Annotated in this window: 26 protein-coding genes; 22 read left to right on the plus strand and 4 right to left on the minus strand. The window is 41.7% G+C overall.

Annotated elements, in window-relative coordinates:
• Positions 1-77 precede the first annotated feature (77 nt).
• The 5 genes from aroC (at position 78) to MKZ16_RS14540 (ending at position 6130) form a co-directional block, all read left to right on the plus strand.
• Complete coding sequence (aroC, locus tag MKZ16_RS14520; protein WP_339815836.1) at positions 78-1133, plus strand: chorismate synthase; 1056 nt, start codon at positions 78-80, stop codon at positions 1131-1133.
• Positions 1134-1293: 160 nt separating this feature from the next.
• Entirely contained in the window at positions 1294-2151 is an 858-nt protein-coding gene (locus MKZ16_RS14525; protein ID WP_076104254.1) for an NAD(P)-dependent oxidoreductase, read from the plus strand.
• Between the two features lie 35 nt (positions 2152-2186).
• Positions 2187-2381 carry a hypothetical protein gene (locus tag MKZ16_RS14530; protein ID WP_036686658.1) on the plus strand — a complete coding sequence of 65 codons (195 nt, stop codon included), beginning with the start codon at positions 2187-2189 and terminating at the stop codon, positions 2379-2381.
• A gap of 245 nt (positions 2382-2626) precedes the next feature.
• Entirely contained in the window at positions 2627-5089 is a 2463-nt protein-coding gene (locus MKZ16_RS14535; RefSeq protein WP_179089992.1) for a LuxR C-terminal-related transcriptional regulator, read from the plus strand.
• A gap of 102 nt (positions 5090-5191) precedes the next feature.
• On the plus strand, positions 5192-6130 hold the full coding sequence (locus MKZ16_RS14540) for a GNAT family N-acetyltransferase (RefSeq protein ID WP_076104252.1): 939 nt from the start codon (positions 5192-5194) through the stop codon (positions 6128-6130).
• Between the two features lie 36 nt (positions 6131-6166).
• On the opposite strand, the gene MKZ16_RS14545 is transcribed toward MKZ16_RS14540, so the two are convergent.
• Entirely contained in the window at positions 6167-7057 is an 891-nt protein-coding gene (locus MKZ16_RS14545; protein WP_076104251.1) for a GNAT family N-acetyltransferase, read from the minus strand.
• A gap of 366 nt (positions 7058-7423) precedes the next feature.
• Here MKZ16_RS14545 and MKZ16_RS14550 point away from each other — a divergent pair, with 366 nt between their 5' ends.
• The 11 genes from MKZ16_RS14550 (at position 7424) to MKZ16_RS14600 (ending at position 16840) form a co-directional block, all read left to right on the plus strand.
• Positions 7424-7783, plus strand: coding sequence for a GNAT family protein (locus MKZ16_RS14550; RefSeq protein ID WP_256715450.1), 360 nt, complete (start codon positions 7424-7426; stop codon positions 7781-7783).
• Positions 7784-8783: 1000 nt separating this feature from the next.
• Positions 8784-9143: a helix-turn-helix transcriptional regulator gene (locus MKZ16_RS14555; RefSeq protein ID WP_036686667.1), complete on the plus strand. Its 360-nt coding sequence runs from the start codon at positions 8784-8786 to the stop codon at positions 9141-9143.
• A gap of 93 nt (positions 9144-9236) precedes the next feature.
• Entirely contained in the window at positions 9237-9620 is a 384-nt protein-coding gene (locus tag MKZ16_RS14560; protein WP_076104250.1) for a DivIVA domain-containing protein, read from the plus strand.
• 213 nt (positions 9621-9833) lie between these two features.
• Positions 9834-10706 carry a PRD domain-containing protein gene (locus tag MKZ16_RS14565; protein ID WP_036686671.1) on the plus strand — a complete coding sequence of 291 codons (873 nt, stop codon included), beginning with the start codon at positions 9834-9836 and terminating at the stop codon, positions 10704-10706.
• Between the two features lie 22 nt (positions 10707-10728).
• The gene (locus MKZ16_RS14570) at positions 10729-11235 is read left to right on the plus strand and encodes a PTS glucose transporter subunit IIA (protein WP_036686673.1); all 507 of its coding nucleotides are present in this window, start codon (positions 10729-10731) and stop codon (positions 11233-11235) included.
• A 47-nt stretch (positions 11236-11282) separates the two neighbouring features.
• Positions 11283-12737 (plus strand): N-acetylglucosamine-specific PTS transporter subunit IIBC, encoded by a 1455-nt coding sequence (nagE, locus tag MKZ16_RS14575; protein ID WP_036686675.1) that lies wholly within the window; start codon positions 11283-11285, stop codon positions 12735-12737.
• Between the two features lie 143 nt (positions 12738-12880).
• Positions 12881-13198 (plus strand): hypothetical protein, encoded by a 318-nt coding sequence (locus MKZ16_RS14580; RefSeq protein ID WP_036686678.1) that lies wholly within the window; start codon positions 12881-12883, stop codon positions 13196-13198.
• Between the two features lie 118 nt (positions 13199-13316).
• Positions 13317-13835 carry a sigma-70 family RNA polymerase sigma factor gene (locus MKZ16_RS14585; RefSeq protein WP_038570626.1) on the plus strand — a complete coding sequence of 173 codons (519 nt, stop codon included), beginning with the start codon at positions 13317-13319 and terminating at the stop codon, positions 13833-13835.
• A 46-nt stretch (positions 13836-13881) separates the two neighbouring features.
• The gene (locus tag MKZ16_RS14590; protein ID WP_038570629.1) at positions 13882-14967 is read left to right on the plus strand and encodes a hypothetical protein; all 1086 of its coding nucleotides are present in this window, start codon (positions 13882-13884) and stop codon (positions 14965-14967) included.
• Entirely contained in the window at positions 14967-15959 is a 993-nt protein-coding gene (locus MKZ16_RS14595) for an ABC transporter ATP-binding protein (protein ID WP_038570632.1), read from the plus strand. The genes MKZ16_RS14590 and MKZ16_RS14595 overlap by 1 nt, the downstream gene beginning before the upstream one ends.
• The gene (locus tag MKZ16_RS14600; RefSeq protein ID WP_038570635.1) at positions 15956-16840 is read left to right on the plus strand and encodes an ABC transporter permease subunit; all 885 of its coding nucleotides are present in this window, start codon (positions 15956-15958) and stop codon (positions 16838-16840) included. The genes MKZ16_RS14595 and MKZ16_RS14600 overlap by 4 nt, the downstream gene beginning before the upstream one ends.
• A 77-nt stretch (positions 16841-16917) precedes the next feature.
• On the opposite strand, the gene MKZ16_RS14605 is transcribed toward MKZ16_RS14600, so the two are convergent.
• Positions 16918-17244 (minus strand): winged helix-turn-helix transcriptional regulator, encoded by a 327-nt coding sequence (locus MKZ16_RS14605; protein ID WP_036686688.1) that lies wholly within the window; start codon positions 17242-17244, stop codon positions 16918-16920.
• A 194-nt stretch (positions 17245-17438) separates the two neighbouring features.
• Between MKZ16_RS14605 and MKZ16_RS14610 the strand changes: the two genes are divergently transcribed.
• From MKZ16_RS14610 to MKZ16_RS14635, 6 genes are all read left to right on the plus strand, one after another.
• The gene (locus MKZ16_RS14610) at positions 17439-18221 is read left to right on the plus strand and encodes a GTP cyclohydrolase II (RefSeq protein ID WP_036686690.1); all 783 of its coding nucleotides are present in this window, start codon (positions 17439-17441) and stop codon (positions 18219-18221) included.
• 78 nt (positions 18222-18299) lie between these two features.
• The gene (locus tag MKZ16_RS14615) at positions 18300-19355 is read left to right on the plus strand and encodes an ABC transporter ATP-binding protein (RefSeq protein ID WP_038570639.1); all 1056 of its coding nucleotides are present in this window, start codon (positions 18300-18302) and stop codon (positions 19353-19355) included.
• 127 nt (positions 19356-19482) lie between these two features.
• The gene (locus MKZ16_RS14620) at positions 19483-20232 is read left to right on the plus strand and encodes an ABC-2 family transporter protein (RefSeq protein WP_051491475.1); all 750 of its coding nucleotides are present in this window, start codon (positions 19483-19485) and stop codon (positions 20230-20232) included.
• Between the two features lie 6 nt (positions 20233-20238).
• Entirely contained in the window at positions 20239-21024 is a 786-nt protein-coding gene (locus MKZ16_RS14625; protein ID WP_036686696.1) for an ABC-2 family transporter protein, read from the plus strand.
• Positions 21025-21137: 113 nt separating this feature from the next.
• Positions 21138-21767: a hypothetical protein gene (locus MKZ16_RS14630; RefSeq protein ID WP_038570641.1), complete on the plus strand. Its 630-nt coding sequence runs from the start codon at positions 21138-21140 to the stop codon at positions 21765-21767.
• A gap of 36 nt (positions 21768-21803) precedes the next feature.
• Entirely contained in the window at positions 21804-22934 is a 1131-nt protein-coding gene (locus MKZ16_RS14635; RefSeq protein WP_080742484.1) for a GNAT family N-acetyltransferase, read from the plus strand.
• Positions 22935-23035: 101 nt separating this feature from the next.
• Here MKZ16_RS14635 and MKZ16_RS14640 read toward each other — a convergent pair whose 3' ends face one another.
• Both MKZ16_RS14640 and MKZ16_RS14645 read right to left on the minus strand, forming a co-directional pair.
• Positions 23036-25339: an MMPL family transporter gene (locus MKZ16_RS14640; RefSeq protein WP_038570643.1), complete on the minus strand. Its 2304-nt coding sequence runs from the start codon at positions 25337-25339 to the stop codon at positions 23036-23038.
• Positions 25340-25386: 47 nt separating this feature from the next.
• Positions 25387-26007, minus strand: coding sequence for a TetR family transcriptional regulator (locus tag MKZ16_RS14645; RefSeq protein ID WP_036686703.1), 621 nt, complete (start codon positions 26005-26007; stop codon positions 25387-25389).
• Positions 26008-26112: the final 105 nt, after the last annotated feature.

Consider the following 26112-nt stretch of genomic DNA (forward strand, 5'->3'; position numbering starts at 1 on the left):
TTTCATTAATTGCAACAATCTTATTATAATTTGGATAGATAAATAATAAAAGAGTCGGCAATGGAGGTTTGAATATTATGGCAGGTAACACATTTGGGGAAGTATTTAAGATTACTACCTTTGGAGAGTCACATGGTGCAGCGGTTGGGGTCATAGTGGATGGAGTTACACCTAATGTTGAAATTGATGAAGCATATATCCAGAAACAGATGGATAGAAGGAAACCAGGCCAGTCCTCAGTAACTTCACCGCGTAAGGAATATGATGTTGTGCAAATACAATCAGGAGTATTCGAAGGGAAAACAACCGGAACTCCACTCTTTGTGGTCCTGTACAACAAAGATATGAAACCGGAGGCCTATAACGATATTCAGCATTCATTTAGACCCGGCCATGCGGATTATACTTTTTTGCAGAAATACGGAATTCGCGATCATAGAGGCAGTGGGCGGGCATCAGGCAGGGAAACAGCGGCAAGAGTAGCTGGCGGAGCGATCGCTCGGAAACTGCTTGAAAGAAGAGGAGTTGAGGTACTGGCCTACACGCAAGAGGTCGGAGGGATTAAGTGCCAAACCTTTGATGAAGATGTCATTGAACAAAATGCAGTCCGCGCCTGTGATGCTAAGGCAGGAGCTGAAATGATTAAAAAAATTGAACACTTAGCTTCGATTGGAGACAGCTGTGGAGGTATCGTGGAGTGTTGGATTAGAGGGGTTATTCCGGGTCTTGGAGAACCCGTATTTGATAAATTGGATGCAGAGTTAGCTAAAGCGATGTTATCTATCGGTGCTGTAAAGGCAATAGAGTTTGGAGCTGGATTCGAAGCGGCCTCTATGCTTGGAAGTGAACATAATGACGCGATGAATAAGGATGGATTTCTTAGTAACCATTCCGGTGGGATTATAGGCGGAATTAGCACAGGAGAAGAAATTATTTTTCGAATAAGTGTAAAACCTACATCATCGATTTCTGTTACTCAACAGACCATAAACACGAATGGTGAAGAAGTAGAGATTAAAACGGAGGGCAGACATGATCCATGTATCTGTCCGAGAATCGTGCCGGTTGTTGAAGCAATGGCTTGCTTGGTATTGGAAGATCTTTATAAAAGACAAGCTGCTATTTTTGGATAAAAACACTTTATGATAATGATTCAACTCAAAGATTGCACCTCTTAGCATGCTGTGAGGTGCAGTCTTTTTTGCATATGTGGTATCATATGGATAATCATTCAAATTATGCTTTAACTCTAGCTATGCCATAAGATACGGTACAGCAAAAAGGAGGGAATAGATGAAAATCTTTGTTGCAGGTGCTGCAGGTGTGATTGGACGGCTATTGCTTCCTAAGTTACTTCAAGCGGGGCATGAGGTTATCGGTCTGACCCATAAAGAAGAAAACAAAACAATCCTTGAGAGCATTGGGGCACAAGCGGTAATCGCGGATGTGTATGAGCGTGAGTCTATATTTGCGGCTATTCGCGCAGCTCAACCTGAAGTGGTGATTCATCAGCTGACTTCACTAAGTCAGCGGAATTTTGCAGATAATTCAAGGATAAGAATAGAAGGAACACGAAATATTGTCGATGCTTCATTGGCATCCGGGGTTGAACAGATCATTGCCCAAAGTATCTCTTGGGCATATGAAGCTGGTGAGGGACCTGCCACGGAGAATACTCCATTAGATACTAATGCTTCTGAATCACGGATGAGAACCATTGAGGGTATCCGCTCCCTTGAAAAAGCAGTCGCTGAGATTCCTAATCATGTGATTTTGCGGTACGGAATGTTGTACGGCCAAGGGACTTGGTATGATTCTGCAGGATTAATGACAGAAGAAATTCGGCATGGAAGACTGATAGCAACAGAAGCAGTTACGTCATTCCTTCATGTGGAGGATGCAGCTAACGCGGCGGCGCTTGCTCTGAACTGGCCTTCTGGTCCAGTCAATATTGTGGACAATGAACCTGCGCGAGGAATAGATTGGATGCCTGTTTTTTCAGAACTCTTGGGAGCTCCTGGACCTGCTTCGCAAATGGGCAGAGAAGGCTGGGAACGGGGGGCGTCCAATACAAAAGCTCGAATGGATTACGGATGGAGCCCATCTTACCCGTCATGGAGGTCAGGTTTTGCTCAGAGCTTGAAGGGTTAGAGAGATGAATCCTTACATGTAGAAGGAGAGATGACATGAGTAAATTAAAGAATTTTTCTTTAGTAGTCGTGAATTTAATTGCTGATCTATGGTTTGGAATTGTTCGAAAACCAGAGTTTTATGATAAGCACGCCGTTACTAGAACAAAGAAAGGGTATGTCCTGTTTGTAACTATGGCAGGCATTCTCGCAGTGGGTTCTGCTTTTTGGTTATGCTCGAGAATATATTAGAAAAAAGACTGCCAATTGGCGGTCTTTTTTTTAGATATTGGACGTCAGAAAGCTACAATGTTATGTTAGTATTTAATAGATGGTTAAAAATTGAATTTTTTAAAAAGAGGAAGGTTCCAATGAATTCTCCTACACCGAACTAACGGGCGCTCACTTATTCTCAACAATCTATAATTGCCTCACGAGTCACCATTCCAAAGCAGGCTCCTTATTATGTTCAGCGCATAAGATTAATGTCCAAACTCATGGATGAAAACCGTGCTAAAGTAACGCTTATTGCCGCCTCAGCTGGATTTGGAAAAACGACACTTGCGGCTGAATGGGCTCGCACTCATTCCGATGAGGTTGCATGGTTGTCACTGGAACTTGCAGATAACCATCTTGTACGGTTCTGGTTAAGTTTGCATAGCGCAATTGAGAGAATCTTTCAGCCCTATTTAAATCGCTGGGGATTGTTTATCCAGTCTGTTCGTGACGGTTCAGTAGAAACTGCGATTTCTCTTTTACTAAACGATTTGCATACTCTTCCGGGTTCAAATACACTTATAGTGGATGATTATCATGTGATTACAAATCCATCGATTCATGAGAGTATGGGCTTTTTCCTCGGACATCTTCCGGCTAATGTGAAGCTTGTAATATTGAGTAGAACCCTCCCGCCACTCGCCTTATCCCGCCTAAGAGCACAACAGGAACTACTAGAATTAAGTAACGATGATTTGAGGTTTACGTTTGACGAAATAGATGAGCTGCAATCGCAATCCTTGAGCGAGCATCTTTCGCAAGAAGAGTTATTTTTGCTCGAGCAAAAAACAGAAGGATGGGTGGCGGGTTTGATTCTTGCCTTCCTCTCTTTTTCAGAGAAACAAGATCGTACGGCTTATATGAATGCTTTTTCAGGGAACACGCGCAATATCTTCGATTATTTATTGGATGAAGTCCTCTCTAGGCAGTCAGCCGAAGTACAAGAGTTTTTACTCGCGACGTCTATTCTGAATTCTTTTGCTCCTTCTCTAGCAGCAGCGGTACTGGAGCAATCGACTGCGGAGGCTCTATTACAAGAAGTTGAAGAAGCACGTCTTTTTATCATACCGCTGGATGACACTAGGAACTGGTTCCGATATCATCATTTATTTGTAGAAATGTTAAAAACAAGATTAAATAAAAAAATGAATATAGCAGATAAAGTAAAGCTACATAGAAGGGCAGCAATCTGGTACGACAAGGAAGGGCTGGCCTTGGAAGCAATCCAGCATGTCTTTGAGGCAGAGGATTATGCGTTTTCTGCATCATGTATGGATAGGCACTTCAATTCGATTATCAAAAATGGCGATGAATCTACATTGCTAGATTTACTAGATAAGTTGCCGATCAAAAATATGATTGTGCACCCTGATTTGTTTTATTTTCAAGCGGGTTCGATGGCTGTCGCTGGACGATCAGATGATGCCAAACGCTTTTTACAAAAGGTAGAACTTTTCATGGAAGAGGAATTTCTTATTCCGGAAAAAGAGCAAGCCCTAATTCAAATGCGGTTGGATCTGTATCGTGCTTCGGTTGCTTTTTATCAGGGGGACGTGGATACGTTCGTTGAGTTATTGGACCAAAACAGGGAAGGCATAGAGAGATTTGCATCTATCGTAAAAGTAGTGAATGTAGGAGAAGCCCTTTTACTTCGTGGCCCAATTGGTTTTGGTGGCAGATTGAACAAAATGGCTTATTTATCAGCTAAAGTATCAACCTCAGAAGAAAGAAGAACGTTGCTTCATTTTGCGTTACAGGGACATGGTTTTGTATTTTTGGCAGATCTTTTTTATGAATGGAATCATCTTAATGATGCAAGTGTTCAACTGGATAAGGCGCTTGTCATGTGTAATTCTTCGAAGCATGTGAGCGTGTGGGTGCCAGGGATTATTTTGCAATCCAAAATGTTAAAAGCATTGGGTCGTGGGGAAGATGCAGCGGAGGTTTTGCAGACAGCTATTGCGGAACTTAAGCAATATCATTCTCCCCGCTGGGAAAGATTGCTGGAAGCCGCATATATTCGAATTCAGCTCTCGCAAGGACTGTTAAGTAGTGGTGAAGAATGGCTAAAGAAAAGGCATATTAGTGCAAACGATAAACCTAATGTTGCCCGGGAATACGAACAAATCACGCTCGCGCGTATGCTGATGGCACGTCAAGCCTTTAGAGAGGTAATACCTTGGTTGAACAAACTTCTGAGTGAGGCTAGACGAACGGATCGAATCGGCAGCCAGATTGAGATTCTGTTGCTACTTGCTATATCTTATGAAAGTCTCAGTAAAGATAATCAAGCCTACGAGGTTTTAGAACAGGCCCTTGAACTCGCTGAGCCAGAGGGTTATATCCGTATTTTTCTTGATGAAGGACTGCCACTTATACGATTACTACAACACTGGTTAACTGCCAAGAGAGCAGCTTCCGGACATGATTATGTAAGTCAATTGATTCAGTCTTATCAGAGCGAGCAGATAGATAACGTCAATACTATAAATATTCATTTTACAAAAAGAGAACTAGAACTCATGCATCATATCGTTGATGGACTTTCAAATGATCAGATTGCTCGTCAATTATTCCTTTCTCCGGGAACTGTTAAAAGATATATTCACCATATTTATCAAAAGTTAGAGGTTAAAAACCGGGTACAAGCCGTTTCTATGATAAAAGAAAAGCATTTGCTTTAAATCGGCAAAAGATTAATATAACAGTTTATTACCAAACATTTACTTTAAGAAGTGATACTATGGAATACAGAAGGTGATAGGACTAGCGAGGAGGAAATGTAAATGCAATTAATGGCATGGTCTGAATACGAGATTTCATATGACTTAAATAATGATTATTCTATTCGTATGGCAGACTCGGAAGAATGGGGACTGTACTGTTCCATTTATTATAATATGCAATATAATGGTTTTTTTAAAGAAGAAGGGTTCAATTCTGCCCAAAGAAACGCTTTTTGGATCTATAGAGGGGAGTCAAAAATAGGTGGAGTAAGGATGTCGCCTAATCGGATATATCATTTATTTGTTATTCCACCTTTTAACGATACATTTGTGGTGCTGAAGCTATTAAAAAAGCTTTTGATTTATTGGTCAGATAGCACAAAACCTATAAAAACCTTCGAGGTTCTGCCAGACCAGGTTCAATTATTTGCGCGGGCAGGGTTTTGGCCTGATGAGTTCAGATGCCGTTGGATGCACCGTCCTACAGATTATTTTGAGGTCGAATGGAACGAAGAGTTAAGGATTGAAAGTCCTCAGATCGAAGATAATGGTATGGGCGCTAAACGATTTATTCTTGAAGAGCAGATCGCCGAATGTAACTATGCGAGCTTTGATGGAAGTCTTGAGGCAACAAGAAGAAAGAAATTCTCTTATGAAGATTTTATCCCAAGTGAAGAACCTAATTATACAAATGAAGTATTACTTACAGCGTCCACGCTTGTGTATGATAAGAAATCGGGACAGCTAATTGCGAATTGTCTCTTGGGTTTACAAGATGATTACGCAGCAGTTTACAGTATTGGTGTAATACCTGCTTACAGAGGAAAAGGGATTGCTACACGGATGTTGAAAAGAGGACTTAATCTCCTGAAAGATAAGTATCCGATCCTAAGGTTATATGTCATGGAAGGTAATGACGCGGAGTCTGTTTATTTAAATCTAGGATTTGTCCCTGGAGTACAAGAGATACAGAGTATGTATATTCCTATGCACGATTAAGAAAGGCTGCCATGTGGCAGCCTTTCTTTTCGTTAACTAGGCATGAGAAGTAATAGGAAACATGAAATGTTGAGGGAGTTCTTTTAATAGCCGACGTATAAATAAGGTATCTTCACTTTGGAAAATTAATTCTGCCTTAACTTGATCGATTGGATAATCTGGTGTGAAATAAAAATGTATAACCTCAGTTTCCGGAGAAATAATGCTTTTCAATACTGTGTTGATATCAAAACTTGTTGTACTGATAATATCAAAAATATGAAGCTGATGATCCTCATGTTTAAAGATCACAATAACGTCAGCCTCTTCAATATAATAAAAGGAATCATGAAAAGGAAGAATAAAATAAAACAGCAGCTGATGTTCATTATTTATCACACTTAGCGCGGAGGATACCGGTGTTCTTTTGACTGCAAAATTTTTGATCATGCTAAAATCAACGGGGTTACCTATAGATAAAGGCCGCACAGAGTAGGTTGTAGTTGGCTGATTGCTAAGATGAGCAACGTTAAGTGAAAAGCTGCTTTCTTGCATGCGTTCAAACCCGAATTTAGGATAAAAATCCAAAGCGCGCTCATTAGCAAATAAGTAGAGGAAGTCGTATTCATGTTCGTACTTAGCGATAATGTGGTCTATTAATTTTCTGGATAAACCTTGCATACGATAATCAGGATGTGTCATCACCGTCCCAATTTGGATGGCGTTGTATTCTTTTTTGTTGATGAGAATAGTCATTTTATTAATAGATGCATTCGCAATGACGTGATCTTCATCGATAAAGGAATAACAAATATATTTGTCATTCCAGCCCCCTTGTTCATACCAAGGTTTAAAATCAATACCAAAGATTGATTGGGCTAAAGAATTGAAGCTAAGCTTATATTTATCGATGTGTTTATAATCGCTAATCAATTGATATTCATTCATAGTATATACCTCTATTTCAGATGATTTCGGGAATCGCATTTTATGAATATATAATACTATGCTTTTTAACCGTAAAGTTGATTTTAAAAATACTATACCAATATAATCCTGTAGATGTGTTATCATAATCTCTAAATTATTAAACTCGGAGGTACAAGATGAGAGAGGTAGATTACACTCATATTTTTGGCAGGATGAGAAAATAAGACTAAGATCCGTTCAGGAAGAGGATTGGGAAGGTCATTACATCAATCGTTTCGATACCCCTGCGCGGCGACTTTTAGAGTGTACTGTTGAACTACCACCTACCATAGCTGATCCCGAAAATTTGTAGATACATTTGCAGAATTCTCATCACAGCGGCTGATGTTTACGATCGAGAATCTAAATGGCGAATATGTGGGTGGAGTAAATCTTAATAGCATAGACGAGAAAAATGGTACGTTCAGTATAGGCGTGCAAGTGGATAGAGATCATCGAGGTAAGGGGTATGGGACAAGAGCTATCAACATCCTGTTGAAGTATGCTTTTTTGGAGCTAAGACTCAACAAGTTTAACGAATGTGCGCTCGAAGGTAACGAACCCTCAGCAGCTATGCTCAGAAAAGTGGGCTGTATCCAAGAAGGCGTGCGCCGGAAAGTAATTTATACAAATGGACAGTATTTAGACTTACTGTTGTTTGGATTGACGAAGGATGAATTTATGGAGAAAAACGCTATGAAATAGTGATTAGGAGAGGCTACTTGGAATGCGATTCTTCAATAACTGGAGGATCGCTTTTTTGCGTTTCGTTTTGTGGATCGATGTTCTCGCTGAAGCTTTCGGACCCAGAAGACGCTATTTGCAAATATTTAGCTATTTGAGAGTAGTATCGGACTCCAGTGCAGCTATTCCTCTAGTTCAGCTGTATATATGTTACTTTTTATGCCAATAGTGCCCATGGGGTCCGATAGGACAGCAAAAGTGGGGAAAAGCAGCAAATAGAGTCAATGGGGTCCGATAGTAGCTCGAACGAGCAACTGATCAAACCAAACGGATCAAACTAAACAAAGAATGGGAGGGGAGAGTGCAGAAGTATGTGGGCTCAGATGGAGTTTATTTTGTGCTGAAGTTTGTGGTTCCAGATAGAGTTTGGTTTGCGCAGAAACATTCGGACTCAGAAGACGCTATTTGCAAATATTAAGCTTTTACAGAGTAGTTTCGGACTCCAGTGCAGCTATTCCCCAAGAATAGCTGTATAAATGTTACTTTTTATGCCAATAGAGCCCATGGGGTCCGATAGCACACCAAAAGTGGGGAAAAGCGGCGAATAGAGTCAACTGGGTCCGATAGTGGCTCGAACGAGCAAACTTGAACAAACTAAACTGATCAAATTAAACAAAGAATGGGAGGGGTGTGCAGAAGCATGCGGGTTCAGATGGAGTTTGTATCGTGCCGAAGCTGTGGACCTAATTCTTCGAGGATCATTCAACGCAATCAACGATGTACAGCCATTTATTCCGTACTTTCATCATATGAAAAATTCACAATAGAAGACCACAAAAAACTACACTCTCCCTGCTCACATCCACATAAATCATCCTACATACCACCAAATCTCTATAAACAACGGAATAAGTGAACCCTCTATCAAATTTCAGGTTGTGAAAGTTGGAAAATAGTGCTTATACTAGAGTAATAGAAGGAAAGATTAGCCAACAACATTTACAACATGAGGAGGGTTTATATGGCGTTTATGATTGCTCAACGAGCGTTTATCAAGGTGTATCTTATAACAATGGTAGAACAACACCGCGGTTACGGATATCAAATGCTGGAGGATTTACGTCGGGATTTCAAAGCCCATGGTTATTCCCCTCCACAGAGTGAAATCTATCGCGCCCTGCATGAGCTGGTGCAGCAAGGGATTTTATATCGTACCAAGCAGCTGAAAGGCAATGACCCTAAAGTGGATTTTCAAGAAATCGTACTTTACCATTTCACTTCAGATGGAGAAGAGAAAGCAAAGTTATATAAAAAGCAGGTAAAGACAGATCTTGACCGCTGCTTAGGCATTTTGAATAAAGCTGTTGTGGACAACTATTAGAACTGCAACTATAGTAATATTTTCAGGATGCTCTCACCCTGTTATAATGGTTACTGCCGGATGATTGCAGTATATACTTGGAGGTAGCAAAAGATGGATGAACATATGAAACGTCGGTTAGACAAACAGCGGAAGCTGTTCAGTCAACTCGGCATCACATTAGACGCTCTAACCATACATGAAAAAGAATTCAGCATGAAGCTGCGTGGCTACGATGCGGAGGAAGTAGATACATTTCTGGACAGCGTAATCAAGGATTACGAACGTTTCTATGCGACGATCGCTGATCTGATGGATAAATGGCAAGAGCAGCAGCTGGAAATGCGGGAATTAAAGGTAGAAACCAAAACAGAGGTAATCCAGGTACCTGTTTCCCGAGGCATTGATCCAAAAGAATTGGAAGAGGTTATTCTGAGGCTTGAGACTAACGTCCGCCAGCTTAAAGATAAGCTTCCTCGCGTGGAAGAGTTTTTATAAGGAGTTGTTTGGTGTAAAGGGAGCTCCGCTTGACATTTCTAAATTTACCATTGACGAGTTAGCAGTTCATGAATTATGATATGTTCATAAATGATCATTTATATTTTAGTGGCGTGTTACCGTTAAGGGCATGAGCCAAGAATTGTCTTTATTTCCATTAGACAATTCTTGGCTTTTTTTGTTCCAATTTGACGATAATTAGGGAGAGGAGTGATGAGCTTGTCGCGAGAGATCGAGCAATTTCAAGTACAGCGTGTAATCGGGAATAACGTTGTAATGGTTCAGGGAAGCAAAAACGGGAAGGAATATGTCATCATTGGCAAAGGTATTGGATTTGCAGTGAAGGGTTCTGGTGTGATCGAAGGAAATGATGCTCGGATTGAGAAATTGTTTCGTCTAGAAGATCGCGAAGCCTGGAGCCAATATCAAGTTTTGCTGGAAGATATAGATCCTAAGGTAATGAAAATAACTGATGAGATAATTGCAGATATCCAAAGTCAATTTCCTGACAAGTTAAACGACAAGATTTATCTGGCACTCCCGAGCCACATACAGTTCACCATCTACCGTCTGCGCAACGGGATGGATATTATTAATCCGTTTTTGCAAGAAACCAAAATGTCATTTCCGAAGGAATTTGAGATCGCTTACAAGGCATCGGAGAAAATCAATGCTGAATTTCAAGTACAAATCCCCGAAGATGAGATTGGATTTCTTACTTATCATGTGTATTCAGCAGTTAATAATGTATCGGTTGGTCAGTTAGTAAAGGCCTCTAATATTGTCAATGAGCTTCTAGACATGATTCAGCAAGAACGAAAGATAACTTTTGAGCATGGCAGTATGAATCATATCCGATTAATGATCCACTTGCGTTTTTCGCTGGAACGTATTTTAAAAGGATCACTAATAGATAATCCCTTTGTGAAACATATTAAGAAAGAATACAAAGAGGAATACAAGCTGGCTCAAAAGCTCGGTAAAGTAATGCAAAGGTCGCTTGAAGTCGAAATCCCGGAAGAAGAACTATGTTTTCTAGCCATGCATTTGCACCGGTTATTTCAGACCTTAGTGAAATCAAATTAACATCTTAAGAGGAGTGGAGCATATGTTTTCCAAATGGAAATCAAAAAAAGAAGAGAAACATACTGAACATACCATCGAAATCATGGCACCAATCAGCGGGGAGTCAGTTCCACTAGCACAGGTTCCGGATGAAACCTTTGCTGGCGGTCATATGGGTAACGGAATTGCAATAAAACCATCTGAGGGAATTTTGAAAGCGCCTTTTGACGGTAAGGTTGCTCATATCGTGAAATCGAGTCATGCAGTCATTCTGGAACATTCCTCCGGTATGCAATTGCTATTACATATCGGAATCGATACTGTCAGCCTCAAGGGCAACGGTTTTGTCAGTCATATAACCTCTGGAGATCAAGTAAAAGCAGGTCAAACCCTAATCGAATTTGATCTGGACGTAATTCGCGCGGCAGGTTGTGACACAATTTCGCCTGTAATCGTGACCAGTACAGAGGAGAATCCACCTCAAGTAAGCGGACATTATGGTCAGGTTACAGCAGGACAGGATCTGATTCTTACCGTGGCTTCAAAGTAAATGGTTTATAGAGCACTACTACTATTGAACCGAAAGGATGATTTTAAATGTTGGCTTTTCTACAAAAACTAGGTAAGTCGTTAATGCTTCCTGTTGCAACCATGCCGGCGGCAGCTATTCTTCAAGGGTTTGGTTTGCTTAACTACGAAAAAGATATTCCGCTAGGAGCGACCATTGGTGGATTTCTGAATCAATACTTTGCTCCATTTCTAAACGCCGGAGCGAATGCGATCTTCGGTAACCTAGCCTTAATCTTCGCGGTAGGGGTTGCCATTGGATTTGCCGGTGACGCCGTAGCAGCTTTGTCAGCAGTAATCTCTTACATGGTACTGACTAAGATTCTGCTTATCGTACCGCTTCAGTTCTCTTTCATCAATGATGATGTTGTATTGAACATGGGTGTGCTTGGTGGTATTTTTGCCGGTGCTTGGGCAGCATTCTTATACAAGAGATATCACAATATAAAAATGCCTGATTGGCTCGGATTTTTTGCAGGTAAACGTTTTGTCCCAATCATTACGGCAGCTTCTATGATGGTTCTTGCTGTATTTGTGGGTATGATCTGGAGTCCGATACAAGATGTTATTAGTGACTTCGGGAACTGGGTTGTGTCACTGGGGGCTGTTGGAGCATTCATCTTCGGTACAGCTAACCGCTTGCTGATTCCGTTCGGTCTTCACCACGTGCTTAATACGATTGCTTGGTTCCAAATTGGTGATTTTACGAATGCAGCTGGTGAACTGGTGCATGGTGACTTGTACCGCTTCTTCGCTGGAGATAAAACTGCTGGGATGTTTATGACTGGATTCTTCCCAATTATGATGTTTGCGCTTCCAGGGGCAGCACTTGCATTTATTCATACAGCTAAACCGGAAAAACGTAAAATGGTTGCTTCCATCTTCATCGGTTCTGCCATTGCTTCTTTCTTAACAGGGATCACTGAACCACTTGAGTTCTCCTTTATGTTCGTAGCACCACTCTTGTACGGAGTTCATGCTTTATTAACAGGATTCTCCATGGCCTTGATGTACATTTTAGATGTTAAGCTTGGTTTTGGTTTCTCTGCAGGTTTGATCGATTATCTTGTAAACCTGAAACTGTCCACTAATGCATGGATACTTATTCCTGTGGGTCTTGGATTCTTCGTCTTGTATTATGTACTATTCCGCTTTATTATCTCATTGTTCAAGCTAAAAACACCTGGACGTGAAGATGATGATGAAGAAAGTCTGTTAGCACCACCTGGAGGTAATGGAACGCCTTCATCGTCTTCTAAAGCTGCTCAAATTCTTGAGAACATCGGCGGTCCATCGAACATCCGCAATATCGATGCATGTATCACACGCCTTCGTCTGATTGTTAATGACGAAAAAGCCGTTAAAGATTCCGCATTGAAACAGCTCGGAGCTTCCGGTGTTATGAGACTGGGTCAAGGGGCTGTGCAGATCGTATTTGGTCCAAAATCAGAGCAAATTAAAGATGATATTCAAAAGCTGTTATAACTAAATTGATCATGTTAAATTCATTAAACAGGGCTGGTTCTTATACCAGTCCTGTTTTTTTGCTGTGTCCAGAGATAAAGGGTTGCTTTATAGATAATGCCTAGTATAATACTTGGTATAAGTAGGCAAAGGAGTCGGTACACATGTCAGTCGATGATTATTTGGATCTTTTAAATTACGCCAAGGCGATTAAAGATGGACAGTGGCAGGCTGACATCATTGAGCGCTTAAAGAATCTTAGTGCAGCAGCGGAAAGTCCTCAGATTCAAGAAGAAAGTGTAATAGAATTATGGTCAAGATTTGATGCCATTAACATAATGATCATGAAGCTGTTTGAGAAGCTACGTGAGAATGAACATTCAGAGCAACAGTTTCAGTGGAAAGAGCAGCTCTGGGAGCTTAGGCTGGAACGAAGTATTTTATCAAAAAAGATTCTTAATCGTTACATTCGAATTAGGTAAACACTAAAAGACAGTTTCCTTATTAATTTAGGGGCTGTCTTTTTTACGTAATCTTGATACAAAAAAGCATTGATAGTCGTCTTACTTATAGCTGCAGCTGATAAGGAGGATTTACAAGATGGAAATTCCGGAATCTGAAATTTTTAAAGCAATATTCTATGAACATTATCCTATTGTCAGACGTAAGCTGACCGCTTTGGTTCGTGATGAGTCGGCAGCAGATGATTTGGCACAAGAAGTTTTTCTGAGATTGTATCGTAACCCCCCAGATGATCCAGCAGCGCTGGGTGCCTGGCTTCATAGAGTCCTTACTCGTATTGGATATGATTATCTGGACAAAAAAGCAAGGGAACGGCGGCTGCAAAATAAACAAGAACAGTTATACGAAGTTGGGGAATCACCTCCTTCAGGAGAGGAAGTCTTAATCAGTAAGCTGGATCAGGAGGATGTTCATGAATGGTTGAACGAGCTGCCTGACAGGGATAGACAAGCGCTTCTGCTTAGATACTCTGGTTATAGTTATGCGGAAATAGCAGGCGAGCTTGGTCTAAGACCTCCCGTAGTAGGGACATTACTGCACCGTGCGACCCAGAGGTTAAGACAAAATGCAGCAAAATCACTATCTCAGTCAGATTAACAAACCGAGATAAACGAAGCTCCAAATTATTTAGGAGGGTTTACTAATGACTAAACAACCGCTAAATCAAGATCATAATAAGCAATATACAGATGAAGCCTGGGCCAAATTGCAAAACAAGTTAGCGTCTGAGCCTGCAAGTCCTAAATGGGCTGTGTGGAGTCAGCAGTTGGCAGTGGATGTTATGAAAGATGATGATATACCACACCCAGAAATGGGCCAGCCTCAATCTACAGATGACAATCCGATAACTAATCGCCGATCCAAGCGACCTCGCATGAATCGTCGGCGTAAGTGGGGAGTAGCAGTGGCAGGTGCCGCGATCGTTGCGGTTATACTTGGAACTCCAGTAGGAAATACGGCTATGGCATCGCTGCTGAATCAGTTTCGGATGGAAGAAGTTACAGTTGTGAATGAAAATGATATTCGGGATATTTTTTATCAGGTAAATGAAAGTCAATCCATGAATGAAGCTATGAACAAATTTGGTGTGTTTACAAGTACTTTTGGTTCAAATAAAGGGATTATTCCGCTAAATCAGGTGGAAGAGACTCTAGGTTTTACACTTCCAAGCGGAACTTTGCTCAAGAATGTGAAGAGCGCATATATAACCAATTCACAAGAAATAACCTTGAAGCTTAATATTGAAGCGGTTAATAAAGCAATGAAAAGATTGGGTGCAAAACAGCTTCTTCCAGAGGCCATAGATGGGAAAGAAATTAAATTAGATCTTTCGGAGATCGTGAATTATGATCTTTCGATGGATAATGATAAATGGGCTAATCTTACACAGACGAAGACTCCTTTAATTACTGTAGATCCAACTATAAAGGTTGATGAAGCTTTGGAAGCTATAATCGATTTTCCATTGCTGCCAGATTATCTGAAATCCAGCTTAAAGCAGAGCCGCATTTTATCAGGTGAAATTCCTCTGCCACTGGTAAAAGGCCTGAATACCGATCAAATAAAGATTAAAGATACTACGGTTCTACTGAATCAGAATGAATATAGTCAAGGGATTGTATACTCGGCCATTTGGGTACAGAACGGGCAATTGTTCGATTTCAACGGGGGAAGCGTGTATACAGATAAAGCTGTATTCTTAGAGAAGCTAGAGGAGTTGATTGAATAATGACGGTTGCTGCAATAGAAGCGAAGTCTTTGACCAAAGAATATGATAACGGACGTGGTTGCCGTGATGTAACGATTACTGTTGGGAAAGGGGAAGCCTTTGGCTTCCTCGGCCCTAATGGTGCGGGGAAAAGTACCTTTGTCAAAATGTTGGTAGGTCTCATTCGTCCATCGAGTGGTAGTGCTACTCTATTAGGCCATAAGATCGGTTCACTTGAAGCCAAGTCTCAAATCGGATATTTACCGGAATTATATCGCTATCAAGAATGGCTTACCGGGGAAGAAGTAGTAAGACTGCATGCCAAGCTGTGCCGTGTAGAGCGATCTGTAGCCGATAAAAGAGTTCCAGAGCTTCTAGCGGAAGTTGGAATTGGAAACCGTGGACGGGATCGTGTGAAACATTATTCCAAAGGGATGCAGCAGAGATTAGGGCTTGCTTGTGCTCTTGTAAACAATCCGGCCATCGTTTTTCTGGATGAGCCCTCATCGGCGCTAGACCCGATTGGACGTCAGGAAGTTCGGAATATTTTGCAGAGGCTAAAAGAGAAGGGAGTTACGATATTTCTTAACTCTCATCTACTGGAGGATGTTGAACTCATCTGCGACCGTATGGCACTGCTGAATAACGGAGTTATACTGCGGCATGGGAAAGTATCTGAGATCTTAAATAAGCGAACAAGCTGGCATTTTAAAGTGGGCGGTTTTACGCCTATTTTGTTGTCTTGGCTACAGGATAGTACTGATCTTAAGATCAAAGTTTCAGCGGATATTGGATCTCAATCTGAAAAAGGAGCTTCAATCCCAGCTACATTGGAAAGTAGCACAGTTTGGCTGGAAGCGGAACTGGAGAATGAGGAGCAAGTAGGCTGGCTGAACACGTTAATTATTGAACAAGGAATGACCTTATATGAAGTCTCACGAAAGCAAGAACGTCTGGAAGACTGGTTTATGAGTGCTGTATCCGGCCTAAGTCACAGAGGTGAACACGAATGAGAATAATCATGGGAATGACCTGGAAGGAATTGCTGCGAAAACGAGTGATGATATTAACACTGCTTATGACCATTGTCTTTCTTATAGGATTTTGGTTTGTGGCAAATACGATTGGACAAAGTGGAATACCGAATAGAACAGATATTAGCAGTGGCGAGCATCTCTTAGCTAATTTTACAAATGGTGCTTTTATATTATCACTTGGATTCTTTTTTGGCGCTTTTGTAATCGCCTTTTTGGCGATCTTCAGTTCCTTCTCAGCTATTGCAGGTGAAGCGGAACAAGGGGTTATGCAGGCTTTACTGCCAAGACCGCTGCCGCGGTGGAAATGGTACATAGGTCGCTGGCTTGGATATGTGACGCTTGGGATTGGTTATGCCCTGATTTTATTTATTTCTATTTTATGGATTACTGAGATCCATGCAACCGTTCCTAGAGATGCCGTAGTCCTATTGAAATCATTTTTGTTATTCTCCTCTATAGTGCCTTTGCTAATTACGATTTCTATGCTGGGTTCTGGATTCTTCTCAGCAGTGGGGAATGGCGTCTTTATGACAATGTTATATGGAGCGGGCTGGTTAGGTGGGATGATTGATAAGATCGGAGGATCGCTTAGATTAGAACCCGATGTTCTTGACACATTAAATAATCTGTCAGGAATGATGGCACTGCTTATGCCAGTGGATGGTTTACAGCGGAAAATGACCGCCGTCCTGTTCAGCGCTAATGAAATGAGTGGAATGATGGGATTGTTCGGCAGCATGAATGGATTGCTGGATTTTAATACGGTTCCGTCAAATATGTTTATTTTTTATGCGCTAGGATATACCCTGTTAGCTTTTGTTATAGGTCTCCTTCGCTTCGAGCGAAAAGACTTATAAAGGGGATGTTAATCCAAAAAGAGCCCTCTTGTCTTATGATCGGGACAATTAGGGCTCTTTGTGTTGTGTAGCGGGAATCATTTCTTAATACCAAGCTCAATCCATTCGGTAGACCAGTTTCCAATTTCACCAAGTATAGGAGCAAGCGCTGTGCCTTTTGGAGTCAGAGAGTACTCAATACGTACTGGCATTTCAGGATATACAGTTCGCTCTATAATGCCTTCGGTTTCCATTTCCTTCAATCGGTCAGATAACACCTTGCCACTGAGATTGGACAGACAGCTCTCGATTTCACCAAAACGGCGTGGCCCTGGCATAAGCACGAAAACGATCAGCGCGACCCAACGTTTACTTAGCAAGTCTACCGCTTTTTCAAAGCGAGGACACATGTTGAAATCATTCATAATATCACCTCGACATTCATTATATCATAAACTTACATAAAGTAATTATAAATATTTAAATATATATTATAACTTGACGAAGTTATATTACAATGATAAACTTACTTACAAATAGTTACTTATAATTTAACTAATATTTTATCCTTATGCTTAGCTCTATCTAAGCATTGATGAACAATGAGGAAGGTGTAATTATGATTAAACCAGAAATCACTTCTATTTTACAGAATAAAATCACGCGAATTCCTTTAGCAAATTCCACAAATATATTGGTTGGACCCATCACGTTACCCGTGAATTTAGACGGCGAGACCGTTGTTTTTAAATGGTACAACTGGCTGAATACAACGGATGCAGAGCTTCTTCAAGAGGATAGCAGTAAAGCAACGGCAGCTTTAATTTCACGTTTGCCATCCATGAACTTAGCAGAAGGACAACAATCCAGTGTGTTGGTATATGGCGATTTCGAAGGGTCTGAGGATGCATTGATCCGGATGCATAGCATCTGCCATACTGGCGATATTTTTGGCAGTAAACGTTGCGATTGCGGATTCCAGCTGCATCAATCCATGAAAATGATTGTTGAGCATGGCTCTGGGGCATTATTTTATCTCGCGAATCATGAAGGAAGAGGCATTGGCCTGTTCAGCAAATCTTTAGCGTATCTTTTACAGGAAGAAGGATACGATACAGTTGAGGCTAATTTAGAGTTGGGATTTGCTGATGATTCAAGAAACTACGAAGAAGCAATCAGTGTTCTGCAAACTTTACGTCACAAACCAGTGACGCTGATCACGAATAATCCGAAGAAATTGGATGCGCTCAAGGCTGCAGGGATGAATGCCGTGAAAAGAGTAGCGTTATGGGGAGATGTATCTTCTTTTAACGAGAAATATTTGCGGACTAAAGTCGCTCGCTCAGGGCATTTAGAAGCTGTGAAGGACACCCATTCGCTAAATGAAAGACTGGCTAAGTAAAGATTGAAGTAGTGCTTTTGCGCTTCTTCTATTATAATGGGGTACTGGGAACCAACTCTAAGCTTAGTGAGGTACAATATGACTGCTATTCAAGTACAAGACTTACGCAAAACATTTAAAGTACAAAAAAACCGCGAGGGTCTCAAAGGGGCCTTCGCTGATTTGTTTAAAAGGGAATATACGGAAGTGACTGCAGTGAAGGACATTTCCTTTTCCATTCCTGAAGGGGAGATCTGTGGTTATATCGGCGAGAACGGTGCTGGGAAATCGACCACGATCAAAATGCTCACAGGTATTCTCGTGCCGACTTCCGGAAATCTGACAGTAGGTGGTTATGTTCCGTATTTGGAGCGCGAGAAATTCGTGAAAAATATCGGCGTGGTATTCGGGCAACGCAGTCAGCTATGGTGGGACATTGGGGTGATTGAGTCGTTCCAGCTCCTGCGCAAGGTTTACCGGGTGTCTGAACAAGATTTCAAGAAACGGCTGGATGAATTGGTCGAACGGCTGCAGCTGCAAGAACTGCTGAATCGTCCGGTTCGTAAGCTTAGTCTAGGTCAGCGGATGCGTTGTGAATTAGTAGCAGCATTGCTTCATAATCCGTCGATTGTATTTCTGGATGAACCGACCATTGGCTTAGATATTGTGGTGAAGTCAGAGATCCGTGAATTCCTAAAAGATATGAACCGCGAGCATGGGACAACCATACTGCTGACTACACATGACCTGCAAGATATTGAGGCGCTTTGCTCCCGAGTGATAATGCTTGATGATGGCCGTATCATTTATGACGGAGGACTGGAAGACCTGAAGCAGCGTTGGGGAACCGGACGTGAGGTTCAATTTCAATTTGGAAATGCAACGAAACGTCAGCAACTTGAGTTATGGACTGAGGGGTTGCCTGTTACTTGGTCTGCGGAGAACGATCTAGGGGCATCTGTCTGGATACCGCTAGATATAAATGTATCGGATGTATTAAGCAGAGTAGTGGGAAAAGCAGACATTACTGATATCAAAATCATAGAGACCAATACGGACGATATTGTTCGCAGTATTTATCAATCCGGGTCTGCAGACAAGCCTGATGAAATGGCTGCCGCTCTGAAGGATGAAAGAGAGGCTTTACATGTCTGATAAGCTTAATCCTGCAACGGCTATGTCCTCCTCCTCAGGAGGCGCGTCTTCTGGTGGTCCTCAGGAGAATAGCCGTAAATTACTATTCGGGGCTTACTTAGATTTTATACGCATCCGTTTCCTTACCATGCTTGCTTATCGAATTAACTACTACTCAGGTATTCTTATCTATTCACTGAATATTGGGGTTAACTATTTCACTTGGATGGCCATCTATGGTAATGGGGATTCATTGGGTGGATTTACTGCAACGCAAATGACATCATATGTTGCTGTGTCGTGGATGGCTAGAGCCTTTTATTTTAATAACCTAGACCGCGAGATCTCTACGGATATCCGTGATGGAAGTATCGCTATCCAGTTTATAAGGCCCTATAACTATGTCTTAGTCAAAATGATGCAAGGTCTTGGAGAGGGAATGTTCCGCTTCCTCTTATTTATGATTCCCGGCATGGCCATAGCGATGCTGCTGTTCCCAGTACAATTGCCAACAGCGCCATCTGCTTGGGCGGGGTTCCTGGTGATGCTCTTTTTCAGCTTTTTAATTAATTCACAGATCAATATCATTACAGGGCTCTCGGCTTTTTTCGTGGAAAATAATGAAGGCATGATGCGAATGAAGCGGGTAATTGTAGACTTATTCTCCGGCTTAATCGTACCGATCAGTCTGTTTCCTAACTGGTTATCTTCCGTACTTGAGGTGCTGCCGTTTCAGGCGATTACCTACTTGCCAGGTTCAGTGTTTACGGGACGGGTGCAAGGGGTTGGAATATGGAATGTATTAGGGATACAAATTATTTGGTTCCTGGTATTGCTGATTCCAATTGTCTGGTTATATCATGCGGCGCGGCAGCGTCTCTTCGTGCAGGGAGGTTGAGGAAACATGTATTACCTGGGATTATTAATTGAATATATCAAAAACTATATGAAGAGCCGGCTCACCTATCGCGCTGACTTTTGGGTAGAGGTCATTTCAGACTTGCTTTTTCAAGCTACCAACTTTATCTTTATTCTCGTAATTTTTATGCATACAGATAGCCTGGGCGGTTGGAATCAGAATGAAGTAGTGTTCGTTTATGGATTCTTTATGGTGCCTTTTGGGGTGTTTAGTTGTTTTGTGAATCTATGGGGATTTAGTGAACGTTACATCGTTAAAGGTGAGATGGACCGTATTTTGACACGCCCAGCTCATAATTTGTTCCAGATCTTTTTGGAAAATGTTGATCCACCAGCACTTATGGGCTCATTCATAGGTATTATTATTATGGCCATCAGTGGCAGCAATCTGGGTCTTCCCTTTGAATGGTGGACGATACCGGCTCTGATCATTCTGACGTTAAGTGCGGTCGCCATCTATACGGGGATTTATACAACGTTGACTTCATTGTCTTTCTATTCGGATGCTCCTACTGGGATTCTTCCGTTAATGTACAACATTCAGACTTATGGCCGTTACCCGGTAACGATTTACAATCGTGCTATACAGGTATTGCTTACTTGGATCATTCCATTTGCATTCGTCGGAGTGTATCCAGCCGCGCTTTTTCTGCAGCGGGAGGAGATGACCAGCCTTGCTCTGATGACACCTGTAGTAGGCGCTATATTCCTGGGGATTGGTTTGTTAGCCTGGAGTTATGGCGTACGAAGATATAAGGGTGCGGGGTCTTAAGTTAGGCTAGTGTTTTGTTAAGTTGGAAAGGCTACCTTCGGGTAGTCTTTTTTTTACCCGGAATTCATGAATATGCTAAAATCATTAATATCTACATTGGGGAGGAATCATAGATGAATGTGTTAGATATTTTACCAGCACCCGAAAACTTAAAAAAACTTATGAAAATACTTGCTTCTCTAAATATTGTCTTATGTCCAGAGGACTGGCTTCGCTATCATAGTTTTGATTCTATATTTGATAAGAATGTTTCTCTAGCATCGATCGATAATGGCTCAGGTGATAATTTGTTTATTATTTTTACACCTCAAGGAACGATAATTAAAGGTTTTGATCATGAGTCCGAAGTAAGTCCATATGCGCGTGACGAACATGAAGTTTGGCCAGGAATCTATGAAGAGGTCCCAACCTCGCTATTGTCTTTACTGGAAGATGAGGCGATAGCTAAGGATGATGTTACTTTTTGTTTTTGGCGTGAAAATAACGACATGGCGTGGCAGAAGGGAGAGGTAGAGATTCCAGCGGGGGCAGAAGATGGTTCGGACTTTTTGCTAGGGACTATTTTCCGCACAGCTGAGGATTTTGTGGAATTTGCCGAAGGTTATTTTGAACTCACACTCCCTTTAGAGGTCGTTGCACAAGTTTATGAGGGTGCAGTCATTACCAAAGAGATGATCAAAGCGTTAAATCCTGATGGTGATGTAGAGACAATTCTTCAGGAGTTAGCAAAGCTAGACTCTTAGGGACTTATCGATTTTGAAAACAAAGGGGGATGCGAAATGGAACTTTACGTGGAAAAGCTGAATGCTGATGCTGCTAGGGATATTTTAAGCTGGCAATATGATCCACCCTATGATTTTTACAATAATGAAACAACTCCTGAAGCTATAAGTGAAATGCTAGAGGAAGCATTTTTTTCTGTACTTGATGCAAATAAACAATTGATCGGATTCTTCTGTGTAGGAAGTCCGGCACAGGTTCCAAATGATAAATATACATATTCTCAGGATTTTATAGATGTGGGTTTAGGAATGAAGCCAGAGTTAACCGGACAGGGGAATGGGACTCTATTTTTCACAACAGTCCTTAACTATATTAATGAGAGATTCGAGGAAAAACCAAAGCGGCTGACAGTGGCGAAGTTCAACGATAGAGCGATACGCTTGTATGAAAAACTAGGATTTAGCCGGGAAGCTGAAATCGTTAAAGGAACTACAGAATTTATTATTATGATTTGTAATGAAAATGATAATCTTACTCCCATGTATGAGCGGGCAAAACCCGGCGAAATAATTACTTTTGGCTCTTATCCGCAAATGGCGGACGGAGCAGAAAAAATGCCGATAAAGTGGCGGGTGCTGCAAAATTCAGGTAGAGAGCTGTTCATTTTAAGCGAGTACATTTTGGACTGCAGGCGGTATCACAGTGAATATGTTGATGTTACATGGCATGACTCCGATTTGCGAAAGTGGTTGAACGATGATTTTTATAATGCCGCTTTTAATGACTCCGAGCACAGGCTCATCAAGACTACACAATGCACAGATAACGGAGAGGGAAGTATAAACACGGAAGATAAGATTTTTCTGCTCAGTGTTTCGGAGGCGAATGAATTGACCTTTAAACTTGGTGAAGATACTTTACGTGCGAAGCGTAGGGCGATAGGAACGGGATTCTCCAAAGTGAAAAAGAACGATGGATGTAAATTGTATGTGTATGATAAAAAAGTCAAAGCTGATTATATCCTTGAGAAGGATGAAGAGTTTGGCTGCTCATGGTGGTGGCTGAGAACTCAACCTGCGATTTCTTCACGTGCGTATTTTGTAGGTACCCGTAGCAGTATTCGCAGTTACGGACATGTAAACTTAGCTTGTTACGGTGTGCGCCCCGCTATAATCCTTAATTATTAAGCTCTTTCTCCAACATCGTTTCATGGGAAGCGAATCTTACCACAGAAACAAAACAGCCTGAACCCCTAGGAATACATGGCTCAGGCTGTTTATTATTGTTTCTATTTCATGGAATTAGATTTGTCTTTAGCATTGAGTGTAGCAATCAGTTTCTCGCCTTCGACATCCAGGTTTGGCAGAATACGGTCGAGCCATTTTGGAAGTGCCCAAGCTTTGTTGCCGAAAATAGACATTACAGCAGGAACTAATCCCATTCGAATAATGAAAGCATCGATTAAGATCCCTACGGCCAGTGTAAAGCCGATTTGTTTAATCATGACATCATCCGTAAAAATAAACCCTGCAAAAACGGAGATCATAATTATAGCAGCGCCTACTACGACACGACTCACCTGGTTGTATCCATGAACAACGGACTCTGATCCCTCATGACCATGAACGTACGATTCACGCATGGAACTGACAAGGAAAACCTGATAGTCCATCGCGAGCCCATATAGGATACCCGTAACGATGATTGGCATAAAGCTTAGCAATGGGCCACCGGTGTCGAAACCGAAGAGAGTATGGAGCCAGCCCCATTGGAACACGGCTGTGGTGATCCCGAAGGTAGCGAGAATGCTAAGCAGAAAACCGATCGTAGCTTTGATAGGAACGATAATCGAACGAAATACCAACAGAAGAATAATGAGCGATAGGAGAATGATGATTCCTACATAAATGGGAAATACATCTGCCAGTTTGGCCGACATATCGATGTTAACAGCGGTAAAGCCGGTAACCCCGAGTTTAACATCATTACTTTGAGCGATACTAGATTCCGTAGCCCGTAAATCATTCACCAGATTTTTGGTTGTTATATCGCTAGGACCCGTTTCTGGAATCAGACTGAAGATAGCTAAATCCTTAGTCATGCCCAGAGGAGTGACCTGCGCGACATTCTTTTGAGCTTGGAGCTCTTTTACAAGATTTCCTAGGAGTTCCGGGGTGACTGGAGTGGAAGAATTCTTTGGTTCTGCAACCAGAATAAGCGGTCCGTTAAATCCCTCTCCAAAACCCTCGGATATAGCATCATAACTTTGTCTTGCTACCGTGTCCAAATTCGCTGAGGCAGCTCCGGGAATGCCCATTTCCATTTTCGCTATGGGGGTTGCTGCTACGCCAAGTACCAGGACGATGGCAACAATAGTGACCCAACGATACTTGATGATAAATTTAACCCATCTATCAGCTATACCGCGGTTACCCGTTTTATGATGATCCTTGTTTTTCTTGCGAGCTTTAGGCGAACAGATGCGTTCACCCACCAATCCGAGCAATGCCGGCAATAGGGTTAAGGCAACAAATACGTTGATGAGGACGGTAGCTGCTGCTACTAACGCCATCGTAGATAAGAAAGTAAGCCCGATTACAAGCATACCGCAGAGAGCGATAATAACCGTCAAACCGGCGAAAAATACGGCGCTGCCGGATGTGCCAATTGCTCTAGCCGCAGCTTCTTGTGCGCTTAATCCTTGATCAATAATCATCCGGCGTTGGCGATTTACAATGAAAAGAGCATAATCGATTCCGACGGCTAATCCAATCATAAGCGCCAAGACGGAAGTGACACTAGGCATTTCAATGAATTTGGAAATAGAAAATGCTCCACCCACACCGATGCCGACTCCAAGCAGTGCAGTTATAAGGGGCAGCCCTGCTGCAACGACAGAGCCAAGCGTCACCAGCAAAACAATTGCAGCAATGACAAGTCCGACAATCTCAGCTGATCCTACACCGATAGATACTGATTTGAGTGTCTCACCCGGCAGTACAGTAATGTTGGTATCTTTCTCGACATTCATGACGGTATCAATTACAGAATCAAAAATATCTTGAGAGATAGCTGATTGCTCAATGGTAAACTGGAATTGGAACAATGCAATTCTACCGTCTGCGGAAAGAATAACACCAGGCACCGGAACACCATCTGCCATCAGAGGACCATAGGAAGGGGGTGCTGTGGCTGTTGCAGACTGATCCATACTGGCAGCCTGAGTTGCTTCAGTAGTTGAACTACTTGCTTCCGCTGCATAATCCGCAGGATTAATCACTTCGTTTATACCGTAAACCTCATTAATACCCTTAGTGATCGCTGCCAAACGTTCTGGCGTATCCAATCGCTCGCTTTGAGGTGCTTTGAACACGACACTTCCTTGTCCACCAGATGCAGCCGGAAGTTCTGTTGCTAATTGATCCAAAATCTTTTGCGATTCCGTGCCTTCAATCTTCATTTCCGAACTGATATGAATACCATTCATGCTGATCATAGAGATGACAATTCCTAAAATTAAAATCCAACCTAAAATGAAGTACCCAGGTTTACGATAAGCGGTTTTTCCCACTCTGTATAATAATGTTGACATGTATCTATTTTACACTCCCTCGATGATGAAAACTGATTGTTAGCCTATTAGAATCCGTTGCGTAAATATCCGTAAATAGTTTCCAAAAATTGATCGAACGTAAGAGTTTCAGGACTTGGATCGTCGCTCGTCGTTTGTCCCGGAAGCAGCACATTAAGTTTTCCGTCAATTAAGGGAAGTACAGTTCCGTAAACCGAATTTATAAGCAGATAAGTATAAACCTCGTCATACTTACCATTTGACAAGTGCAACAATGTTTTTTGTGCTCCAGTTTGCGTAAGGTGTATTGCTCTTAAATAATGGGGCTCGAGGGCTGGGAATTTTCGGGAAAGTAATGAAAGCTCACGCAACCTCCCTATAAGCTCAGCTGTAAGTTGCATCTTAATTAGTTGATATAAGGTATCCAGCAGGGAGGCATTTTCAGGGATTTTGGTGAGCAATTCCTCATACTCATTCGTGTTCCGTACGGTAACTGCTCCCATCGCAACTGCCTCTTCCTTGCATGTGAAATAGTTTGCGAAAGTTCTTCTGGAGTAGCCGGCTTTTTGCACGATATCTTCAACAACAAAACCGTCCAACCCATGTTCAAGTGCAAGTTCGAATGCCGCTTCAGCTAGCGCTTTTTCAGTGGCTTCTTTTTTGAAATCTCTCAAAGTTTGTTTAATCATAACTTTATGTATACACCTCCCATACGGCTGTTTTTGTGGTGAAGATTAGGATTACTGACTATATACTAATGTAAACTTGCCCAAAGTGCAAACTTTCTCATTGGG

Origin of the sequence: Paenibacillus sp. FSL R5-0928 (assembly GCF_037970385.1) — a bacterium.
In the GTDB taxonomy this organism is placed as follows: Bacteria; Bacillota; Bacilli; order Paenibacillales; family Paenibacillaceae; genus Paenibacillus_AQ; species Paenibacillus_AQ odorifer.

Bases quoted from the DNA above. Each gene is read 5' to 3' on its own strand.
- aroC (WP_339815836.1), top strand. From the start codon at position 78: ATGGCAGGTAACACATTTGGGGAAGTATTTAAGATTACTACCTTTGGA.
- MKZ16_RS14525 (WP_076104254.1), top strand. From the start codon at position 1,294: ATGAAAATCTTTGTTGCAGGTGCTGCAGGTGTGATTGGACGGCTATTG.
- MKZ16_RS14530 (WP_036686658.1), top strand. From the start codon at position 2,187: ATGAGTAAATTAAAGAATTTTTCTTTAGTAGTCGTGAATTTAATTGCT.
- MKZ16_RS14535 (WP_179089992.1), top strand. From the start codon at position 2,627: ATGGATGAAAACCGTGCTAAAGTAACGCTTATTGCCGCCTCAGCTGGA.
- MKZ16_RS14540 (WP_076104252.1), top strand. From the start codon at position 5,192: ATGCAATTAATGGCATGGTCTGAATACGAGATTTCATATGACTTAAAT.
- MKZ16_RS14545 (WP_076104251.1), bottom strand. From the start codon at position 7,057: ATGAATGAATATCAATTGATTAGCGATTATAAACACATCGATAAATAT.
- MKZ16_RS14550 (WP_256715450.1), top strand. From the start codon at position 7,424: ATGTTTACGATCGAGAATCTAAATGGCGAATATGTGGGTGGAGTAAAT.
- MKZ16_RS14555 (WP_036686667.1), top strand. From the start codon at position 8,784: ATGGCGTTTATGATTGCTCAACGAGCGTTTATCAAGGTGTATCTTATA.
- MKZ16_RS14560 (WP_076104250.1), top strand. From the start codon at position 9,237: ATGGATGAACATATGAAACGTCGGTTAGACAAACAGCGGAAGCTGTTC.
- MKZ16_RS14565 (WP_036686671.1), top strand. From the start codon at position 9,834: ATGAGCTTGTCGCGAGAGATCGAGCAATTTCAAGTACAGCGTGTAATC.
- MKZ16_RS14570 (WP_036686673.1), top strand. From the start codon at position 10,729: ATGTTTTCCAAATGGAAATCAAAAAAAGAAGAGAAACATACTGAACAT.
- nagE (WP_036686675.1), top strand. From the start codon at position 11,283: ATGTTGGCTTTTCTACAAAAACTAGGTAAGTCGTTAATGCTTCCTGTT.
- MKZ16_RS14580 (WP_036686678.1), top strand. From the start codon at position 12,881: ATGTCAGTCGATGATTATTTGGATCTTTTAAATTACGCCAAGGCGATT.
- MKZ16_RS14585 (WP_038570626.1), top strand. From the start codon at position 13,317: ATGGAAATTCCGGAATCTGAAATTTTTAAAGCAATATTCTATGAACAT.
- MKZ16_RS14590 (WP_038570629.1), top strand. From the start codon at position 13,882: ATGACTAAACAACCGCTAAATCAAGATCATAATAAGCAATATACAGAT.
- MKZ16_RS14595 (WP_038570632.1), top strand. From the start codon at position 14,967: ATGACGGTTGCTGCAATAGAAGCGAAGTCTTTGACCAAAGAATATGAT.
- MKZ16_RS14600 (WP_038570635.1), top strand. From the start codon at position 15,956: ATGAGAATAATCATGGGAATGACCTGGAAGGAATTGCTGCGAAAACGA.
- MKZ16_RS14605 (WP_036686688.1), bottom strand. From the start codon at position 17,244: ATGAATGATTTCAACATGTGTCCTCGCTTTGAAAAAGCGGTAGACTTG.
- MKZ16_RS14610 (WP_036686690.1), top strand. From the start codon at position 17,439: ATGATTAAACCAGAAATCACTTCTATTTTACAGAATAAAATCACGCGA.
- MKZ16_RS14615 (WP_038570639.1), top strand. From the start codon at position 18,300: ATGACTGCTATTCAAGTACAAGACTTACGCAAAACATTTAAAGTACAA.
- MKZ16_RS14620 (WP_051491475.1), top strand. From the start codon at position 19,483: ATGCTTGCTTATCGAATTAACTACTACTCAGGTATTCTTATCTATTCA.
- MKZ16_RS14625 (WP_036686696.1), top strand. From the start codon at position 20,239: ATGTATTACCTGGGATTATTAATTGAATATATCAAAAACTATATGAAG.
- MKZ16_RS14630 (WP_038570641.1), top strand. From the start codon at position 21,138: ATGAATGTGTTAGATATTTTACCAGCACCCGAAAACTTAAAAAAACTT.
- MKZ16_RS14635 (WP_080742484.1), top strand. From the start codon at position 21,804: ATGGAACTTTACGTGGAAAAGCTGAATGCTGATGCTGCTAGGGATATT.
- MKZ16_RS14640 (WP_038570643.1), bottom strand. From the start codon at position 25,339: ATGTCAACATTATTATACAGAGTGGGAAAAACCGCTTATCGTAAACCT.
- MKZ16_RS14645 (WP_036686703.1), bottom strand. From the start codon at position 26,007: ATGATTAAACAAACTTTGAGAGATTTCAAAAAAGAAGCCACTGAAAAA.